This window comes from Cobetia sp. 14N.309.X.WAT.E.A4 (genome assembly GCF_030397495.1).
Lineage (GTDB): Bacteria > Pseudomonadota > Gammaproteobacteria > Pseudomonadales > Halomonadaceae > Cobetia > Cobetia marina.
In genome coordinates this window covers 91,783-110,707 of record NZ_JAPNXT010000013.1, presented here as the reverse complement: position 1 = coordinate 110,707, position 18,925 = coordinate 91,783, and the positions used below count along the sequence as shown (strand labels likewise).

Annotated in this window: 14 protein-coding genes; 3 read left to right on the top strand and 11 right to left on the bottom strand. The window is 62.3% G+C overall.

Going from position 1 to position 18,925, the window contains the following annotated elements; all coding sequences use genetic code 11:
* Nucleotides 1-235: 235 nt before the first annotated feature.
* Together pssA and ilvC are read right to left on the bottom strand one after the other, a co-directional pair.
* Nucleotides 236-1,087 (bottom strand): CDP-diacylglycerol--serine O-phosphatidyltransferase, encoded by an 852-nt coding sequence (pssA, locus tag OW493_RS15430; protein WP_043337235.1) that lies wholly within the window; start codon nucleotides 1,085-1,087, stop codon nucleotides 236-238.
* 209 nt (nucleotides 1,088-1,296) lie between these two features.
* Complete coding sequence (ilvC, locus tag OW493_RS15425) at nucleotides 1,297-2,313, bottom strand: ketol-acid reductoisomerase (protein WP_043337232.1); 1,017 nt, start codon at nucleotides 2,311-2,313, stop codon at nucleotides 1,297-1,299.
* 320 nt (nucleotides 2,314-2,633) lie between these two features.
* Here ilvC and ilvY point away from each other — a divergent pair, with 320 nt between their 5' ends.
* Nucleotides 2,634-3,563 (top strand): HTH-type transcriptional activator IlvY, encoded by a 930-nt coding sequence (gene ilvY / locus OW493_RS15420; protein ID WP_084207772.1) that lies wholly within the window; start codon nucleotides 2,634-2,636, stop codon nucleotides 3,561-3,563.
* 114 nt (nucleotides 3,564-3,677) lie between these two features.
* Here ilvY and ilvN read toward each other — a convergent pair whose 3' ends face one another.
* The 5 genes from ilvN to rluD all read right to left on the bottom strand — a co-directional run bounded on the left by ilvN (nucleotide 3,678) and on the right by rluD (nucleotide 11,207).
* Entirely contained in the window at nucleotides 3,678-4,169 is a 492-nt protein-coding gene (ilvN, locus tag OW493_RS15415) for an acetolactate synthase small subunit (RefSeq protein ID WP_043337227.1), read from the bottom strand.
* The gene (locus OW493_RS15410; protein ID WP_136939691.1) at nucleotides 4,169-5,893 is read right to left on the bottom strand and encodes an acetolactate synthase 3 large subunit; all 1,725 of its coding nucleotides are present in this window, start codon (nucleotides 5,891-5,893) and stop codon (nucleotides 4,169-4,171) included. The genes ilvN and OW493_RS15410 overlap by 1 nt, the downstream gene beginning before the upstream one ends.
* 577 nt (nucleotides 5,894-6,470) lie before the next feature.
* Nucleotides 6,471-9,107, bottom strand: a complete 2,637-nt coding sequence (gene clpB, locus OW493_RS15405; RefSeq protein ID WP_289864825.1) for an ATP-dependent chaperone ClpB — start codon at nucleotides 9,105-9,107, stop codon at nucleotides 6,471-6,473.
* Between the two features lie 327 nt (nucleotides 9,108-9,434).
* Entirely contained in the window at nucleotides 9,435-10,214 is a 780-nt protein-coding gene (gene pgeF / locus OW493_RS15400) for a peptidoglycan editing factor PgeF (RefSeq protein WP_077373486.1), read from the bottom strand.
* A gap of 39 nt (nucleotides 10,215-10,253) precedes the next feature.
* Nucleotides 10,254-11,207, bottom strand: a complete 954-nt coding sequence (rluD, locus tag OW493_RS15395; RefSeq protein WP_176494356.1) for a 23S rRNA pseudouridine(1911/1915/1917) synthase RluD — start codon at nucleotides 11,205-11,207, stop codon at nucleotides 10,254-10,256.
* 106 nt (nucleotides 11,208-11,313) lie between these two features.
* Between rluD and OW493_RS15390 the strand changes: the two genes are divergently transcribed.
* Complete coding sequence (locus tag OW493_RS15390; RefSeq protein ID WP_192839436.1) at nucleotides 11,314-12,105, top strand: outer membrane protein assembly factor BamD; 792 nt, start codon at nucleotides 11,314-11,316, stop codon at nucleotides 12,103-12,105.
* A gap of 151 nt (nucleotides 12,106-12,256) precedes the next feature.
* Here the strand turns inward: OW493_RS15390 and OW493_RS15385 are convergent, their stop codons facing one another.
* Entirely contained in the window at nucleotides 12,257-13,891 is a 1,635-nt protein-coding gene (locus OW493_RS15385) for an NAD+ synthase (protein ID WP_084207770.1), read from the bottom strand.
* Between the two features lie 180 nt (nucleotides 13,892-14,071).
* Between OW493_RS15385 and OW493_RS15380 the strand changes: the two genes are divergently transcribed.
* Nucleotides 14,072-14,335, top strand: coding sequence for a PP0621 family protein (locus OW493_RS15380; protein ID WP_289864824.1), 264 nt, complete (start codon nucleotides 14,072-14,074; stop codon nucleotides 14,333-14,335).
* A gap of 56 nt (nucleotides 14,336-14,391) precedes the next feature.
* Here the strand turns inward: OW493_RS15380 and thiO are convergent, their stop codons facing one another.
* The 3 genes from thiO to OW493_RS15365 all read right to left on the bottom strand — a co-directional run bounded on the left by thiO (nucleotide 14,392) and on the right by OW493_RS15365 (nucleotide 18,659).
* A complete protein-coding gene (thiO, locus tag OW493_RS15375) occupies nucleotides 14,392-15,537 on the bottom strand; it encodes a glycine oxidase ThiO (protein WP_289864823.1) in 1,146 nt (381 codons plus the stop codon).
* Between the two features lie 114 nt (nucleotides 15,538-15,651).
* Nucleotides 15,652-16,137 (bottom strand): type IV pilin protein, encoded by a 486-nt coding sequence (locus OW493_RS15370; RefSeq protein ID WP_289864822.1) that lies wholly within the window; start codon nucleotides 16,135-16,137, stop codon nucleotides 15,652-15,654.
* Between the two features lie 110 nt (nucleotides 16,138-16,247).
* The gene (locus OW493_RS15365) at nucleotides 16,248-18,659 is read right to left on the bottom strand and encodes a PilC/PilY family type IV pilus protein (protein WP_289864821.1); all 2,412 of its coding nucleotides are present in this window, start codon (nucleotides 18,657-18,659) and stop codon (nucleotides 16,248-16,250) included.
* Nucleotides 18,660-18,925: the final 266 nt, after the last annotated feature.

The following is an 18,925-nucleotide window of genomic DNA, read 5'->3' as shown; positions in this document are numbered from 1 at the left end:
CCGGCAGCGGATGCGTACTTTACGCACGATCCGGGCTGAGCACAAGGGCTTTTTCCATCGATTGTCATTTCGAGGACATGCGGGCGACATCTCTTCCCTCATCACCTCTTCTTGCTCCTTGGGCCTCGTCTCGCCGTTGCTTGCTGACACATCTCTTCCCCGGCCAGAAACGCATTCGGCCCCGCTAGGAATGGCGGGGCCGAATATCGATCATCACACCAATGCCAGCTGGCGCTTACTTGTTGCCGCGCAGCTTGCGCCCCAGCGCCATGATCGGGCCACTGGCGACATAGCAACCGAACAGGCCCAGCAGCATCACGGACGGCTCCAGCGAGATGACCACGAAGGCCAGCACGATGGCGAGCAGCGCCACGAAGGGCACCGGCCCCTTGAGGTCGATTTCCTTGAAGCTGTAGTAGCGGATGTTCGACACCATCAGGATACCGGCAGCCGCGACCACGAAGACCATCAGCGACTTGAAGGCGAAGGTCTCGGCGTCGAAGTTGTGCATGGTCCATACGCAGCCGGCCACGAGTGCCGCCGCTGCCGGGCTCGGCAGACCGATGAACCACTTCTTGTCGGTGGAGCCGATCTGGACATTGAAGCGCGCCAGACGCAGTGCAGCGCCTGCCACGTAGACGAAGGCGGCGATCCAGCCGATCTTGCCGACATCCTGCAGAATCCAGCTGAAAGTGACCAACGCCGGCGCCACGCCGAAGGACAGCATGTCCGCGAGGCTGTCGTACTCGGCACCGAAGGCGCTTTGCGTATTGGTCAGGCGCGCCACACGACCGTCCAGGCCGTCGAGCACCATCGAGACGAAGATGGCGATGGAGGCGTTGGCAAACTCCCCGTTCAGCGCACACACCACAGCGAAGAAGCCGGAGAACAGCGCGGAGGTGGTGAACAGGTTGGGCAGCAGATAGATGCCACGCCGACGAACGGGCTTGCCGTCCTCGATGGCTTCTTCCACGACTTCGCTGTCGTCGGTGAACTCCTCCACTACCTTGTCCAGCACTGAACTGCTGCGGCGTGTCTGTGCTTCGGGGGCTTCTTCTGCGCCGGGATGTCGATTTTCGTCAGTCATGGGATTCCTTGCATCATGCCTCGTCGTGGCAGGGTAACCACATTCTACACCTGCCAGTGAGCGCGAATAGTGGTGACACCCTAGCGGCCTCACCGTCGACTGTCACTTCCCTCTCCCATTCGATAGCGCTTATAGAGCAACAACGCAAGCGGGGCGCCCTCCTGATGGAGAGCGCCCCGCTCATTTCACGCCGGACCCAATAGCCAGGATCAGTTGCGTGACTTGTCGACCAGCTGGTTGGCAGTGATCCACGGCATCATGCCGCGCAGCTTCTCACCAGTCTGCTCGATCGGATGCTCGGCGTTCTGGCGACGACGGGCCGTCATGGACGGGTAGTTGGTGTTGCCTTCCTGGATGAACATCTTGGCGTATTCACCGCTCTGGATGCGCTTGAGTGCATTGCGCATGGCGACACGGGACTGCTCGTTGATGACTTCGGTACCGGTCACGTACTCGCCATACTCCGCGTTGTTGGAGATGGAGTAGTTCATGTTGGCGATGCCACCTTCGTACATCAGGTCGACGATCAGCTTGAGCTCGTGCAGACACTCGAAGTAGGCCATTTCCGGTGCGTAGCCGGCTTCGGTCAGGGTCTCGAAGCCCATCTTGACCAGCTCGACCGCGCCACCACACAGGACAGCCTGCTCACCGAACAGATCGGTTTCGGTCTCGTCCTTGAAGGTGGTCTCGATGATGCCGGTACGACCGCCGCCGACGCCTGCCGCGTAGGACAGTGCGATGTCCTTGGCCTGGCCAGTCGCATCCTGGTGGATGGCGATCAGGTCCGGGATACCGCCGCCCTTCACGAACTCGGAACGCACGGTGTGACCCGGTGCCTTCGGCGCGATCATGATGACGTCGAGGTCAGCACGCGGCACGACCTGGTTGTAGTGGACGTTGAAGCCGTGAGCGAAGGCCAGTGTCGCGCCCTGCTTCAGGTTCGGTTCCACCTGGTTCTCGTAGATGGCCTTCTGGTTCTCGTCCGGCGCCAGGATCATGACCAGGTCGGCCGCCTTGACCGCTTCCTCGACTTCAGCAACCTTCAGGCCAGCCGCTTCGGCCTTGGCCCAGCTGGAGGAAGAGCGACGCAGGGCTACGGTGACGTCGACGCCGGATTCCTTCAGGTTGTTCGCGTGGGCGTGGCCCTGGGAACCGTAACCGAGGATGACCACTTTCTTGCCCTGGATGAGGGAGAGGTCACAATCCTTGTCGTAATAGAGTTTCATCGTCATTGCTCCTGGCGGCTCACCCCGTCAGCGGGATGGCGTGAGATCTTGAAAGAGTGTCTGTTGTTCTTGCGACCCTTCCCGCGAGGGAAGGGCGTATGTCAGTGTCCAGCGCCGACGGCCATCTATCCTGACCGCTCTGCGTCCCTGGGAGGTCGTGCGCCTTGGATCAAGGTCTGCCGTCCTCCTCCTGCGCGGCGATGAGTCCACCTTACCCGCACCTCGACATTGCGTAAAATGCTATATTTGCACCATCATATGCCATATAGCGCAACACAAGGCATTTCCCCCTTCAGCACTCATCGACAGCGGACTCCGGCATGGACAATCGTCAACTCAAGCAATTCCTGACCCTCGCCGAAACGCTGCATTTCGGACGCGCCAGCACTGCCCTGCACCTGAGCGCCTCTGCCCTGTCACGTGCCATTCGCGCCATGGAAGAGGAACTGGGCGTCAGCCTGTTCGAGCGCGACAACCGCAGCGTCGCACTGACACCGGCGGGAGAGCGCTTCCGTCGTCATGCTCGCGAACTCCTGAGTCAGTGGGATGACATTCGTCAGTCATTGCTGGAAGACAGCGACGAACTGCGTGGCGAGCTATCCCTGTACTGCTCGGTGACCGCCAGCTACAGCTTCCTGTATGAGATTCTCGCCTCCTTCCGGGCCCGCCATCCGCATGTGGAGCTCAAACTGCATACCGGTGACCCCGCCGTGGCATTGGAGCGCGTGCTGATGGGCCACGAGGACCTGGCGATCGCCGCACGCCCGGACGTGCTGCCCTCGCGCCTGGCCTTCACCGACTTCGCCGAGTCGCCGCTGCGCTTCATTGCCCCGCGTCGTGATGGCCCCGGCCATCAGCTGGAAGGCATCGGCGAGGCGGACGATTCGTCAGCGGGGGACGACCACATCGACTGGGCGCGCGTCCCGATGATCCTCTCCGAGACCGGCCTGGCGCGCGAGCGCTTCGATGCCTGGTGCCATACTCGTGGCATCAAGCCGCGCCTGTATGCCCAGGTTGCCGGCAACGAGGCCATCGTCAGCATGGTCGGATTGGGCTTCGGGATCGGCGTGGTGCCGCAGATCGTGCTCGACAACTCCCCGCTGGCCGATCAGGTGCGCATCCTCGATGTCGATCCGCCGCTGACCCCCTACAAGGTCGGGCTGTGCGTACAGGAGAAACGTCTTCGACATCCACTGGTACGCGCACTCTGGGAACAGCTGCCCGGCACCCCGCGGCGGCCAGAGGAGTGATGACGCAGTGACCCTGCGCCACGGAACATTGCGCTACATGGCCTGCCCCACGCCACAACGAAAACGGCGCCCCGAGGGGCGCCGTTCTTGTTTTGCGTTTCCACAATCACCGTCTTACAGGCTCAACACCTTCTCACCGCGGGCGATGCCGGAGACACCGGTACGAGCCACTTCCAGCACCCCTACCGGCTGCATCGCCGCCAGGAAGGCATCCAGCTTGCCACCATCACCGGTGATCTGGATGGTGTAGAGGCTCGGCGTGATGTCGACGATCTGGGCACGGAAGATGTCCGCCGTGCGCTTGATCTCGTCACGCTGGGCGCCCAACGCCTTGACCTTGACCAGCATCAGCTCGCGCTCGATGTGGCTGCCCTCGGTGAGATCCACCAGCTTGACCACATCCACCAGCTTGTTGAGGTGTTTGGTGATCTGTTCGATGACACGATCTTCACCGACCGTGGTGACGGTCAGACGGGACAGGGTCGCGTCCTCGGTCGGGGCCACGTTGAGGGTCTCGATGTTGAAATTGCGCTGTGAAAACAGGCCGACGACCCGTGACAGCGCGCCCGGTTCGTTTTCCATCAGAATGGAGATGATATGGCGCATCAGGTCCGCTCCGTCTTCGTAAGCAGCATGTCACGCATGGAGCCGAGAGGCACCTGCATCGGATAGACGTGTTCACGCGGGTCGACATAGATGTCGAGGAACACCAGCTCGTCCTTGTTGCGGAAGGCTTCTTCCAGCGCAGGCTCGAGCTCCTCCACCGTGTGCACCTTGATGGCACGGAAGCCATAGGCGCCCGCCAGCTGCACGAAGTCAGGCAGCGACTCCATATAGGAATGCGAGTGACGGGACTTGTAGTTCAGGTCCTGCCACTGACGCACCATGCCCAGCGACTGGTTGTTGAGGTTGATGATCTTGACCCCGATCCCGTACTGCTTACAGGTCGAGAACTCCTGCATCATCATCTGGAAGCTGCCTTCCCCGGTGAACAGCACCACATCGTCATCCGGGTAGGACATCTTGATGCCCATGGCCGCCGGGAAGCCGAAGCCCATGGTGCCCAGACCACCGGAGGTGATCCAGCGGTTGGGGCGCTGGAACTTGTAGTACTGGGCGGCGAACATCTGGTGCTGACCGACATCGGTGGCTACGAAGGCTTCGCCACGCGTCGCGCGGTGCACGGCTTCCACCACCTGCTGCGGCTTGAGCGGCTCGCCCGGGGCGGACGGCTCATACAGCTTGCCTTCACGCTCGGCACGCCAGCCATCGATCTGGGACCACCAGGCCTCCAGTGCATCAGGGTTGGCCAGCTCACGCCCCTGCACGAGGCTGATCATCTCGTTGATCACGGCATCGGCCGGACCGACGATCGGCACATCGGCGCGCACGGTCTTGGAGACCGAGCTCGGGTCGATGTCGACGTGGATGATCTTGGCCGTCGGGCAGAACTTCGAGGTGTTGTTGGTCACGCGGTCATCGAAGCGCGCACCGATGCAGATGATCAGATCGGTGTGGTGCATGGCATTGTTCGACTCATAGGAGCCGTGCATGCCGGGCCAGCCCAGACACTGGCGATCGCCCTGCGGATAGGCACCGATGCCCATCAACGAGGTGGTGATCGGGAAGTTCAGACGGCGCACCAGGTCGGTCAGCGCTTCGCTGGCACGACCGGAGACCACGCCACCGCCGGTGAAAAACAGCGGGCGGCGGGCCTTGAGCATCAGCTCGACGGCCTTCTTGATCTGGCCGCTGTGGCCACGGGTGACCGGGCTGTAGGAGCGCATGCGTACCTTCTTGGGGTAGCTGTACTCGTAACGCTCGGTCGGGGCGGTCATGTCCTTCGGGATGTCGATGACGACCGGCCCCGGGCGTCCGCTGGAGGCCAGATAGAAGGCCTTCTTGATGACTTCCGGAATCTCGCTCGGGTGCTTGATCGAGAAGCTGTGCTTCACGATCGGGCGAGTCACACCGACGATGTCGGTTTCCTGGAAGGCGTCTTCACCGATCAGGTGGCTGGCGACCTGGCCACACAGCACGACCATGGGAATCGAGTCCATGTAGGCCGTGGCGATACCGGTCACGGCATTGGTCGCGCCGGGGCCTGAGGTGACCAGCACGACTCCGGGCTTGCCGGAAGCGCGTGCGTAGCCATCGGCTGCGTGGGTAGCAGCCTGTTCGTGGCGGACCAGAATGTGCTGGACCTTGTCCTGACGGAACAGGGCGTCATAGATGTGCAGCGCCGCTCCACCGGGATAGCCGTATATATACTCCACGCCCTCGTCATGCAGCGCGCGGGCGATCATGTCAGCGCCGGAAAGCAATTCCACTTGGTTGTTCTCCCCTGGAGGTCTCGAGTGCGTCCGGCAGCAATACGCAAGCCGGATCGAGTGCGACCTGAATGTCGCTACCGCAACAGTTGCGGCACCTGATGCCAAACCCTGGCGTCTGCGGCCCGGTTAGGGCCTGCACTCTTGTCGCATCGGTTGGATGCGGTCGGGGCTGATGGCCGATCGGTACGGTTGGCGTACCCTGATCGGCATATCCTTCGACAGGCGGACAGCGACTCAGCGTCTGTCCTTCACGTGGCGCTTCGAGGGTCGCCCGAATGGCCACGCCCGCAATCAGGAATGGTCAAGAGTCCAACAGCCGCAAGGGGCTGTCAACTCAACCTTACGCCAGTGTGCGCCGCCTACGCCAAATGCCACACCGATAACGGGAAATCCGGCCATATGCGTGCGTAAAACCTCACAGATGGCATTTAATTCGCAATTTTCTGCCTCGTGATTTTCAGCATCCCTGCCGCCGGGTTGTCATTTTGCGCCCAGACGACAGACACGAAAACGCCCCACCGCAAGCGGAAGACAGACTTCCGTCACGGTGGGGCGTCACTCACGGGCGCGCGATTCAGCGCGTGAAGGTCAGCTCTCCGCCCTCTTCGCCGACCTGGATCACGTCACCGGGCACGAATTCACCGCCCAGCAGCGCCTGGGCCAGCGGGTTCTCGATACGACTCTGGATGGCGCGCTTGAGCGGACGCGCACCGTAGACCGGATCGAAGCCTGCCTTGGCCAGCAGCGCCATCGCGGCATCGGTGATCTCGAAGCCGAGATCACGTTCGGCCAGCCGCGCCTTGAGCCGCTCGAGCTGAATGCCGGCGATGGAGGCGATCTGCGCCTGCCCCAACGCGTGGAAGACCACCACTTCATCGATGCGGTTGATCAGCTCCGGCCGGAAGTGATTGCCCACGACTTCCATGACCGCCGTCTTCATGTCGTCGTACTGGAAGGCCGCCTTGCGACCGACACTCTCTTGCGTGTCTTCCTCGTCCGCCAGCTCGCCATTGAGACCGCTCATGCGCTGGATCATCTCGGACCCCAGATTCGAGGTCATCACGATCACGGTATTGCGGAAGTCGACGGTACGCCCCTGCCCATCGGTCAGGCGGCCATCTTCCAATACCTGCAGCAGGATGTTGAAGACATCCGGATGCGCCTTCTCGACCTCATCGAGCAACAGCACGGAGTACGGCTTGCGACGCACGGCCTCGGTCAGATAGCCACCCTCTTCATAGCCGACATAGCCGGGAGGCGCGCCGATCAGACGAGCCACCGAGTGCTTCTCCATGAACTCGGACATGTCGATGCGCACCATCGCCTCTTCGGTATCGAACAGGAAGCTGGCCAGCGACTTGCAGAGCTCCGTCTTGCCGACCCCGGTCGGGCCGAGGAACAGGAAGGAGCCGTTGGGGCGATTCGGATCGGACAGCCCGGCGCGTGAGCGACGCACCGCATTGGCCACCGCGATCACCGCCTCATCCTGACCGATCACCTTCTCGTGCAGCGCCTCTTCCATGCGCAGCAGCTTGTCGCGCTCGCCTTCGAGCATCTTGGAGACCGGAATGCCGGTCCAGCGCGAGACGACCTCGGCAATCTCCTCCTCGGTGACATTGGAGCGCAGCAGCACGTGGGCGGAGGTATCCGCCTCGCCTTCGCCGGCTTCGCTGATCTGCTTCTCGAGCCCCGGAATCACGCCGTACTGCAGTTCCGACATGCGGCTGAGGTCGCCGGCACGCCGCGCCTGTTCCAGATCGATACGCGCCTGTTCCAGTTCGGCCTTGAACTGCGCTGCCCCCTGGATACTGGCCTTCTCGGCCTTCCAGACCTCATCGAGATCGGCATATTCGCGTTCCAGCTCCGCGATCTGGTCCTCAAGCGCGCCGAGACGCTTGAGTGCCGCTTCGTCGGTCTCCTTCTTGAGGGCTTCACGCTCCATCTTGAGCTGGATCAGACGGCGGTCGAGACGGTCCATCTCCTCCGGCTTGGAGTCCAGCTCCATGCGGATGCGTGACGCGGCTTCATCGATCAGGTCGATCGCCTTGTCCGGCAGCTGACGGTCCGTGATGTAGCGCGATGAGAGGCGCGCGGCCGCAATGATCGCACTGTCAGTGATATCCACCCCATGGTGCACCTCGTAGCGTTCCTTCAAGCCACGCAGGATGGCGATGGTGTCCTCCTCGCTGGGCTGATCCACCTGCACCTTCTGGAAACGACGTTCCAGCGCGGCATCCTTCTCGATGTACTGGCGATACTCATCAAGCGTGGTGGCACCGACACAGTGCAGCTCGCCACGCGCCAGTGCCGGCTTGAGCATGTTGCCGGCATCCATCGCGCCCTCGGCCTTGCCCGCGCCGACCATGGTGTGCAGCTCATCGATGAACAGGATGACCTGGCCTTCTTCCTGCGACAGCTCCTTGAGGACGGACTTGAGGCGCTCCTCGAACTCACCGCGGAACTTGGCCCCCGCCAGCAGCGAGCCCATGTCGAGAGACAGCACACGCTTGTTCTTGAGGCCTTCCGGCACCTCGCCATTGACGATACGGCTGGCCAGCCCCTCGACGATGGCGGTCTTGCCGACACCGGGCTCACCGATCAGCACCGGGTTGTTCTTGGTGCGACGCTGAAGGACCTGAATCGTGCGACGAATCTCCTCGTCACGCCCGATCACCGGGTCGAGCTTGCCGTCGCGCGCACGCTGGGTGAGGTCCATCGTGTACTTGTTGAGTGCCTCGCGATTGTTCTCGGCGTCGGCATCTCCCACCGCCTCGCCACCGCGCAGTGCATCGATGGCGGAGGTCAGGGCGGGCTTCTTGATGCCCGAGGAGGTGAACAACTTGCCAAGATCACCGCCCAGCTCCAGCGCGGCCAGCAGCGCGAGCTCGGAAGCGATGTATTGATCGCCGCGTTTCTGGGCTTCGCGGTCGGCCAGATTCAGAAGCTTGCCGAGCGCCTGGGAAGGCGCGACATTGCCGTCGAACTGGGACACGGTGGGCAGGTCATCCAGTTGACGCTTGAGCCCGCTCATCAAGCTGGTGGCATCACCGCCCGCCTTGTTGACCAACGCCTTGAGACCGCCATCGCGGTCCTCCAGCAGGGCCAGCAGCAGGTGCTGGGGATGGATTTCATTGTGGCCTCGCCCGACGGCGAGCGACTGGGCATCCGCAAGCGCGTTCTGCAGCTTGCTGGTGAGTTTGTCGATGCGCATGGTGCCTTCTCCTGAGAGTCATGGCGGTACTCCTCTTCTCAGGAGCTTCGCCTGTAACATTTCGTATCTAACCCTAGAGATGGGGGGCTGGGAGGTCGCTTTCAAGGCGTGATTTGCGGCAACGCAGCATGTTGTCCGCGAAGCATGATCCAGATCAGGTTCCCCTGCAGCAGGTTGGCCCTCAGCGCCTGAAGATGTCGCCAGGGGCTTTCGCTCGACACGGAAAAGCGCCCCGCCAACCTGAGTGATCAGGTCAACGGGGCGCTTTTGTCTTTCGGCTTGCCGAGCGTCGGTGCATCGCGGCGGCCAGGTCTCCACTTCATGCTATCAGCGTAACCAGATCACCGTGGCCATTCGCCCCGTCACGCCATCATCACGGCGATGGGAGTAGAAGCGCGATTCCGAGGCGGTGCAGAAGTGACCGCCACTGACATGGCCGACACCGGCACGCTCCAGCCGCAGACGAGCCAGCTTGTAGAGGTCGCCCATATAGTGGCCCAGCCGGTAGGGACTGGATTCGAAGGCGTCGTCGGCCTCGGGGAGATCCGCGATGAAGGCGTCACGCACCTCGGGGCCGACCTCGAACTGGGCATTGGAGATCGCCGGGCCCAGCCAGGCCATCAGCTCGCCCGGGTCATCTCCCAGGCGGGCGACAGTGGCTTCCAGCACACCTTCCACCAGGCCACGCCAGCCCGCATGCGCCACCCCGACCCGCGTCCCCTGACGATCACAGAACAGCACCGGCAGGCAGTCCGCCGTCATCACCACGCAGGCCTGCCCCGTACCGGTACTGATGCAGGCGTCAGCACGTGGTGGCACCGCCTCATGGCGCTCATCGGCGTGACAGACGTCAAAGGCATCCACCACCTGAGTCCCATGCACCTGATCCAGCCACGCCAGTGGACGACCATCATCGACCTCCGCCGCGAGCAGATCACGCACCCGCGCGACCATCGCCGGATCATCCCCGACATGCCGCGCCGGATTGAAGCCAGCGTATGGCCCCTGACTCGGGCCACTCTCACGCGTGGTCACGAAGGCCTGCACCGGACTGGGGGCTGGCCAGTCCGGCAGAATCAGGGTCGGGCGTAGACTGTCGTCGTGCATAACCTCTCCTGGCGCGATGGGATACGCGAACCGAGCCCCTCAGCGGGCGATGTCTTCCTTGAGATAGTCGATCAAGACCAGCATGTCACCCGGCATCTCGGCGCGGAATTCGACTTCCTTGCCCGAGATCGGGTGGATGAAGGCGAGGCGACGGGCATGCAGCGCCTGACGCGGGAACTGACGCAGCAGCTCCTTGAGCGGATCACTGGCCCCCGGCGGAAGCTTCAGACGGCCTCCGTAGACCGGGTCCCCGATCAGCGGATAGCGCTGGTGCGCCATGTGCACACGGATCTGGTGGGTACGCCCGGTTTCCAGCTTGCAGCGGATATGGGTATGACCCCGGAAGCGCTCCACCACGCGAAAATGCGTGATCGCCATCTTGCCGCTATGGGTCACGGCCTGACGCTTGCGATCCTTGGGGTGACGCCCGATGGGCGCATCCACGGTACCGCCCGCCGTCAGCACCCCGGTCACGACGGCATCGTACTCGCGAGACACGGTACGCGCCTGCAGCTGCTCGACCAGGTCCGCCTGGGCGGTCAGCGACTTGGCGACCACCATCAGGCCACTGGTGTCCTTGTCGAGACGATGCACGATCCCGGCACGCGGCAGCATGGCATTACCCGGACAATGGTGCAGGATGGCGTTGAGCAGCGTGCCATCCGGATTGCCGGCCCCCGGGTGCACGACCATGCCGTGCTCCTTGTTGATGACCAGCACGTCGTCATCCTCGAAGACGATCTCGAGCTCGATGTCCTCGGGGCCATGACTGACTTCTTCTTCAAGCTCGGCGGTCAGGGCCAGACGTTCACCGCCATAGACCTTCTCGCGGGGTTTGACGGCGGCACCGTCGAGGGTCAAGGCACCGGTCTTGATCCAGTGCTTGAGGCGCTCGCGGGAATAGTCGGAGAAGATCTCGGCGCAGGCCTGATCAAGGCGCATGCCAATCATCGCCTCCGGGATCCGCTCTTCGCGGTTGATGGTGTCTGCCATATTGCTCTCTGAGGCCGTTTCGCAGGAAAGGGCCTTTGCTTTATAGTGAGTGCGGATCGGCGGATTCTAGCATGCCCGCCATGGATTGCCCGAGATGAGGAAACCGATGCGCGCCCTTCCCTTGACTGCCTTCGCCCTGGCCAGCACCTTGCTGGTCGGCTGTGCGTCCAACGAGCCGGCACCGGATCTTCAGGAGCAGGAGCTGTACCGTCAGGCTCAGGTTTCCCTGGATACCAGCCGCTTCAACTCCGCCGTGCAGCAACTTGAAGCACTGGATACTCGCTTCCCGTTCGGCAGCTATGCCGAACAGTCGCAGCTGGAGCTGATCTACGCCTACTACCAGGTGGACAACTGGGAAGCCGCACGCGCGGCGGCCAGCCGCTTCATTCGGCTGCACCCGGACCACCCGCAGGTCGATTATGCCTACTACATGCGTGGACTGGCAGCCTATAGTGCAGGGCGCTTCAGCCTAGAATCGCTGGACCTGATCGACATCTCCAAGCGGGATCTCGGTGCGACGCGGGACGCCTACGTCGACTTCGGCGAGCTGGTGCGCCGCTTCCCCAACAGCACCTACGCCGCAGATTCGCGTCAGCGCATCATCTATCTGCGCAACGTACTCGCACGTGGCGAGCTGCAGACTGCCGATTTCTACCTGCGCAAGCAGGCCTATCTGGCCGCCGTGAAGCGTGGTGAGTGGGTGATCGAGCACTACCCTAACACTCCTGCCACTCGCGATGCGCTGGCCGTGATGGTCGAAGGCTATCTGGGCCTCGGTCTGCGCGACCGCGCCAGCGAGACGCTCAAGGTGCTGATCCAGAATGATCCGGACAACGAACGTCTGGATGGCCGTACCTTCGAGCCGCGCTACGTGAAGGCGGATGACCTGACCGTCTGACGATCAGGCTTCCCGCCTCACCATCGAAAAGCCCGTGATCACCGATCACGGGCTTTTTTCATGCGATTGTCGACTCAACATCGCTGCATCCGGGCGTCATCGGCATCTTGCGCAAAGAATTCGCAATCCCTGACACCGGACATGAGTTGCCTCAGTCGCCGGCCGCCCAGCCATTGACGATCGGGTAGCGACGGTCACGCCCGAAGCCACGCGGCGTGACACGCACGCCAACCGGCGCCTGACGGCGCTTGTACTCACAGCGGTCGACGAGACGCACCACACGATAGACATCCTCTTCCTCGAAACCGGCACGGATGATCGCCTCGGCACTCATGTCACCCTCGATGTAATGGGTGAGAATCGCATCCAGGGTGTCGTAGTCCGGCAGCGAGTCGCTGTCGAGCTGGTCTTCGGCGAGCTCCGCGGATGGCGGACGCGTGATGACACGCTCCGGAATCGCCGGGCCCATGGTGTTGCGCCAGTTGGCAAGACGGAATACCCAGGTCTTGTAGACGTCCTTGAGCGCATTGTAGCCACCGACCATGTCGCCATAGAGCGTGGCGTAACCCACCGCCATCTCGCTCTTGTTGCCAGTGGTCAGCACCATCAGGCCCTTCTTGTTGGAGATGGCCATCAGCAGCACGCCACGACAGCGTGACTGCAGGTTCTCCTCGGTGGTATCGCGCTCACTGCCGGCAAAGCTCTCCGCCAGTGTCTCGGTGAAGGCCTCGACCATCGGGGCGATGGGCATCACCTCGTAATTCACGCCCAGCAGTGTCGCCTGCTCGGCAGCGTCTTCCCTGGAGATGTCCGCGGTGTAGTGGTACGGCATCATCACCGCATGCACGCGGTCCGCGCCCAGCGCATCGACGGCAATCGCCAGCGACAGGCCGGAGTCGATGCCACCAGAGAGACCCAGCACCACGCCCTTGAAGCCGCTCTTGTTGACGTAGTCACGCAGGCCGGTGACCAGTGCACAGTAGAGCGACTCTTCCGGTGACAGCAGCTCGGCGATCTCGCCGCTCTGCGGCGCCCAGCTACCGCCTTCCTCCTTGAGGAACTGCACCGGCATCAGGCCGACATCCCACCAGGGTGCCTGCACGCAGGTATTGCCCTCGGCATCGATGGCGGCGGAGCCACCATCGAAGACCAGCTCGTCCTGGCCACCGATCTGATTGACGTAGACCAGCGGACACTTCACTTCGGCCGCCCGCTGAGCGAACAGATGATTGCGCTCGGCCGGCTTCTCCAGATGATAGGGCGAGGCATTGAGGCTGACGAGAATGTCCGCGCCGGCATCCCGCGCCTGACGAACGGGCGCGCCATCCCACAGGTCTTCACAGATCACGATGCCCAGACGGGCGCCGCGGCATTCCACCACGCAGGCCTCGGAGCCCGGCGTGAAGTAACGCTGCTCATCGAAGACCTGATAGTTGGGCAGTGCCTGCTTTGCGTACTCGGCGATCCACTCGCCATCCTTGAGCACGCCGGCCAGGTTGTAGCGCTTGCCGTCACGCATGCCGGGGTAGCCGACGATGACCATCACGCCACGCGCGACCTTGCTGGCCATCCGCGCGCGCGCCTCGTCGAGTCGTGCCTCCATGGATTCGCGCAGCAACAGGTCTTCCGGCGGGTAGCCGGTCAGACACAGCTCGGGCAGCACGACGACGTCGGCCTTGTGCTCGAGACTCGCTTCACGGACGGCTTCGATGGCACGCTCGGTATTGCCGGGGATATCACCGACCAGCGGGTCGAGCTGGGCCATCACCAGAGTCAGATCTTGCATGCGGTAAGGATCTCTCGATTGGCGGTTCGATAAGGGGCCAGTACACTGTGGCCAGACATCTGGCTCAGACTGCTGAGCCGTGCACCGGCTCATCAGTCTCATGATGGCCGCCATTGTCCCGCAAGGTCGCGCCGCTGGCAAAAAGCCACGCGCGCCGCCTCATCTGGGAGTCATATAGGAATGAGCCTGTTGATCATCCGTCTGCTGGTATTCGTCGTCCTGTTCTGGGCAGGCCTGCGCCTCTATCGCATGTATCGCCAATGGAAGCTGAGCCAGGACAACCACAATGACGGCCAGCCTGCCGAGCGCGAGGCCCAGAACATGGTGCGCTGCGCCTACTGCGATCTGCATCTGCCGGAAAATGACGCCATCCGCCATGAAGCGCTGCACTTCTGCTGTCAGGAGCACCAGCAGCATTTCCTCGACGAGGGCCCACGCAAATAACGCACTGTCTTCCCCCTCGAGACGAAGGCTCGAGGGGGAAGACGCCATGACGATGCTCAGGCCCAGCGCGTCGCGTCTGGCTGGGACGAGGCTTCCAGCGTGGCGATCTCGCCCAGCAAGGTCTCGGGCTGGTAGGGGGTGGGGTCGATGATCGGCGTACGCCCCAGCAACTGGTCCGCCAGCAGGCGGGTCGAGGCCGGCGCCAGTACCAGGCCATTGCGATAGTGACCGGCATTGACGTGCAGGTGGCGGCGTTCAGGCACGGCACCGATGAACGGCGTGCCGGTCGGCGAACCGGGACGCAGCCCCGCCCAGTGATGCTCGACCTCACACTCGGCCAGCGCCGGGATGATCTCGCAGGCGCTCTTGATCAGCGACTCACGCGCCTCAAGGGTGGTCGCCTTGTCGAAGCCGACCTCCTCCAGCGTGGAACCCGCCACGATGCGCCCATCGCCCCGCGGTATCACGTAGCGTCCATTCTTGAGTACCACGCGCTCCACCAGCCCCTTGGGTGCCTTGAACAGCACCATCTGGCCGCGTACCGGCCGCACCGGCAGCGCCAGCCCCGCCTTACTCAGAATCTCGCGACTCCAGGCGCCCCCACAGACCACGACCTGTCCGGCGGACAGCACTGAATTGGCGGTCTGCACGCCGATGGCGGTGTCGTCCTGCAGCAGAATGCCCTGCACCGCGACATTCTCGAGCAGACGTACGCGCGGGTGGGCATCGAGAGCGGCGCGCAGTGACTTGCCCAGGCGCGGATTGCGGATGCTGCCCAGCGTCGGCATCCACAGCGCCGATTCGCAACCGGGCGCGACGGCCGGTGCCTTGTCGTAAAGAAAGTCAGCCTCCACGCGCGTCAGCGGCTTGGCGTATTCCTCGGACCAGCTCAGTGCCTGCTCGGCATCCTCGACATTCAGGTACAACAGACCCTGCTGGCGATATTCGGGGTCGATGCCGGTGGTCTCGATCAGGCGCTCGGCCAGCGTGGGGTAGAAACCTTCCGACCAGGCAGACAGGCGTGAGATCGGCGCACTATAACGCCACGGATACAACGGCGAGACGATACCGCCGCCCGCCCAGGATGCCTCGCGCCCACACTGGCCCCGCTCGACCAGCGTGACCTCGGCACCGCCATCCGCCAGTTCCAGCGCAGTCAGCGTGCCGATCACGCCACCGCCTACCACCACAAAGTCATTCACGCCTGTTCGCTCCTGCCTCAAGACCGGGAAAGGCTTCCAGAATACGCCGCCCGCAAGGCGGTGCAAGCGAGCCGCGCGCAATCCAGCATCGCACCGAGGCCGCTCTCGCCACTGCTACCAGCAATCGCCATCGCCGGTCGTGTCGCGGATGCCGGTATTGGTGAGGGTCAGCGCAGGGCAATCGGTATCGGCGCTCTGAGGCGCCACCGCAGTCGCGATCAGCGTGAAGCGGGTCGTCGTGGCGCCATCCTCCAGGCTCAGGGCGTAATAGCCTTCCGGCGACTCGGTGGCGCGCCCCAGTCCCTCCTCGTCACAATCACTGTCACCGGCGATGCTGGTCGCGTAGCCACCGCAACGCGCCATGTAACGCTCCTGAGCCTGGGCCAATGACATCAGTGCCGCCTGCCCATCGGCACGACGTGAGCGGATTACCTGATCCTGATAGCTCGGGTAGGCGATCGCCGCGAGGATGCCGACGATGACGACCACGATCATGATTTCCGTCAACGTGAAACCGCGGGCGTACCTGCGGTGAGACAGCGCATTGCGAGACAGGGCACTGCGGGACAGGCTAGCGCCTAGAGAGAGAAAGCTGGCCATGAAGATCTTCCTTGAAAGGCGGACTTGAAGGTACTGCTGAGAAGTGAAGGCGCCGCCACACTCTGAGAGAGCGTGACGGCGTCGGGTCATGCATCACAGATGCAATGCGATCAGCGCAGTTGATACCAGGAAACACGACCGGTATCCGTCGAGCTGGACACGTTCAGGTCGTAGGATGAGACGGTGCCTTCTACCGTTCCCAGAGAGCTGCTACCCACATAGACCGTATTGCCGACACTGACGCTGGACGTCGGCGTACCGCTCAGTTTCACGCTGACGACCACATTGCCGACGGCGACGGTGTTGTCGATGATGGTGCCGACCAGATCATCGGCGCTGAAGGCCTCATCCTGATTGAAATCGAAGATGGTCACATAGCTGCCTTCGCTGTCGTCGTAGGTCGGCAACCCTGTCTCGGTATCCAGCGCGACCAGCCAGCCGCCCCCGGTGCTTTCACAGAAGTTGGTCCCCGTGCTGGAGGTGCTGGTAGAGAAGACCACCAGGTTCGAGAGCAGGTTGGCCGGCTCGACCAGCTCTTCCTGCTCGGAGGCATCCAGATCCAGATACCAGCCGAAGCGATCGCTGTCCTGATCTTCCAGCTGGCTGGGGTAATAGCTGAAGCTGTCGCCACCGAGAGTCCGTCCAGTCAGCTCCCCGTTGGTGTAGCTGCCACTGACGAAAGTCCGCTCCTCGAGGTTGCTGCGCATCAAGCTGGTGTGACTGCCACCGGCATCCAGCACGGTGTAGAGGCTCTGGGTGACCCAGGCCTCGTCCTCGGCATCAGCGTACATGTCCTGCCCTGTTCCGAAGGACACCAGCAGATTGGGCGAAGACATGGTCTGCGTGCCTCCGGAGTAGCGACTCAGCGTCGGTTTGACCGTGATCGGTTGCAGCGCATCCGTCTGGCACTCCCCGCCAGTCAGGCTGGTAGCACAGGCCGTGAATAGCCGCGTGACACTCCACTTGCTGCTGTCGTCATCACTGAGATCGAACTTCCACAACCGCCCCTGAAGATCTCCCCCATAGGCAAAATCGACAGTGCCATTGCTGTCGATATCAGCAACCTGCAGATTGGCCAGGCCGCCGGTCACCCCACTGGGGGACAGCTTGGCGATCACGCCGCCGGCATTGACTCCATCGAGCTCCAGCGCGAACAACGTCGGCGCGGCATTCTCATCGGCCGTTTCCAGGCCATTGCCGACCAGCACCGCACTGTCACCATTGTTCAGTGATACGATATGCGCACTGCCGAAGACATGCCCCATGTCATCATCGTCGCTTGAACCGAACTCCCAGCGCACTACATCATCTTCATCGAAGTCTTCACCCGCCACGGCCTTGGTGACATTGAGCGCGAACAGGCCGCGTCCACCGCCCGCCAGACCGGATACCAGCCACTCCTCGCCATCCAGACTGGCGATACGCACTTCACCATCGACATAATAGCGATGCTGATAGCCCGGGTCGGTCAGATAGCCCAGCCCTGCGTCGTCCTCTTCGCTATAGAGCAGCTCCGGAATGTAGGCGAACTGCTCGCTACCGGTATTGAGGTCGAAGGCGTGCAGCATGCCGTCGTTGGCCCCGACGAAGACACTGCCCTGTGTCGTCGAGTCCTCACGTGTCACGACGACTGGCGATGAGCCGATGATGTCGCCCAGCTGCACGCCAGTGCGATTGCGCAGACCATCGCCCTCATATTCATCACTGCCCCGCAACCACTCGATCGCTGCCTTCACATGGTCATCGGTAGAGTTGCCACCGACTTCCATGCGCGCGAGATCGTTGCGCTGGCTCGAGCTCAGGCGGCCCGCGTTGTCAGTCGTGAACTCGACGCCGTTCCCCCCGGACATGGTGAAGACCGTACGTGACTCGAGGCCACCCTCCTCTGCCAATGCCTCACTCAGCTGGGTGGCAGCACTCCAGAGCTGATCGTCCTCCTCGACGTCATTGCCCTCCTGTACCGAGGAGGCCACCACATCTCCCGTCCAGGTCGAGGCGGAATAGCGGCTCTCGACCAGTCGACTGTCCGTCTCGACACTGGCCGTCGTCAGATTGGTAGAAAGGCCGCTGACACTGTTGCCTACCGCGACGATCTCGGAGGCGATCGCCGCCAGCGCCGAGACAAGATCCGTCGGGCTGGAGGCATTGAAGTAGGAGCCGCCGCCATCGATGGCGGCCTGTTCCAGGTCATCGATGGTGCTGGAGCTGCTCTCGATGACACGCTTGTTGTCGCTCCAGTCATTGCTGTCGGAGTCCACCCCGAAGGCGACGGTATAGGTCGTCATCACCTGCTTTTCATAGGTACCACTTCCAAGCTTCGGCAACAGATCATTATGGGCATAATAATAAGCGACATCCGCCAGCGTGGCATTACCGCCATAACTGTAGTTATAACTTTCCCGCCAGGTCCGTCCGTCCCCATTGGCATCGCCGATCTTGCTTTCGATATTACTGGAGGCGGTAGAATTCTCGGAATTCCAGAAACCATCCGTGATCAGAACAGTGAAGTTCTGCTGACACATGCCGCCTTCATCTTCGGAAAGAATCGGTGTAGAGCCCAGACCGGAATAATTATCACTGTAATATTCACCAGCGCGATAGAGAGCTTCTCGTAATGGTGTACCCCGGTAGGTGTTACTCGTACTAATTTCAGAGTCGACAATTGCATCTCTTACTTCGGTCAGATGGCCGTTACCACTATCACTATTGGTAATCAACTCAACCACATTACCCAAAACATTGGTCACAAGCTCGACAATTTGATCGACAATATTATCAACGACAGCTT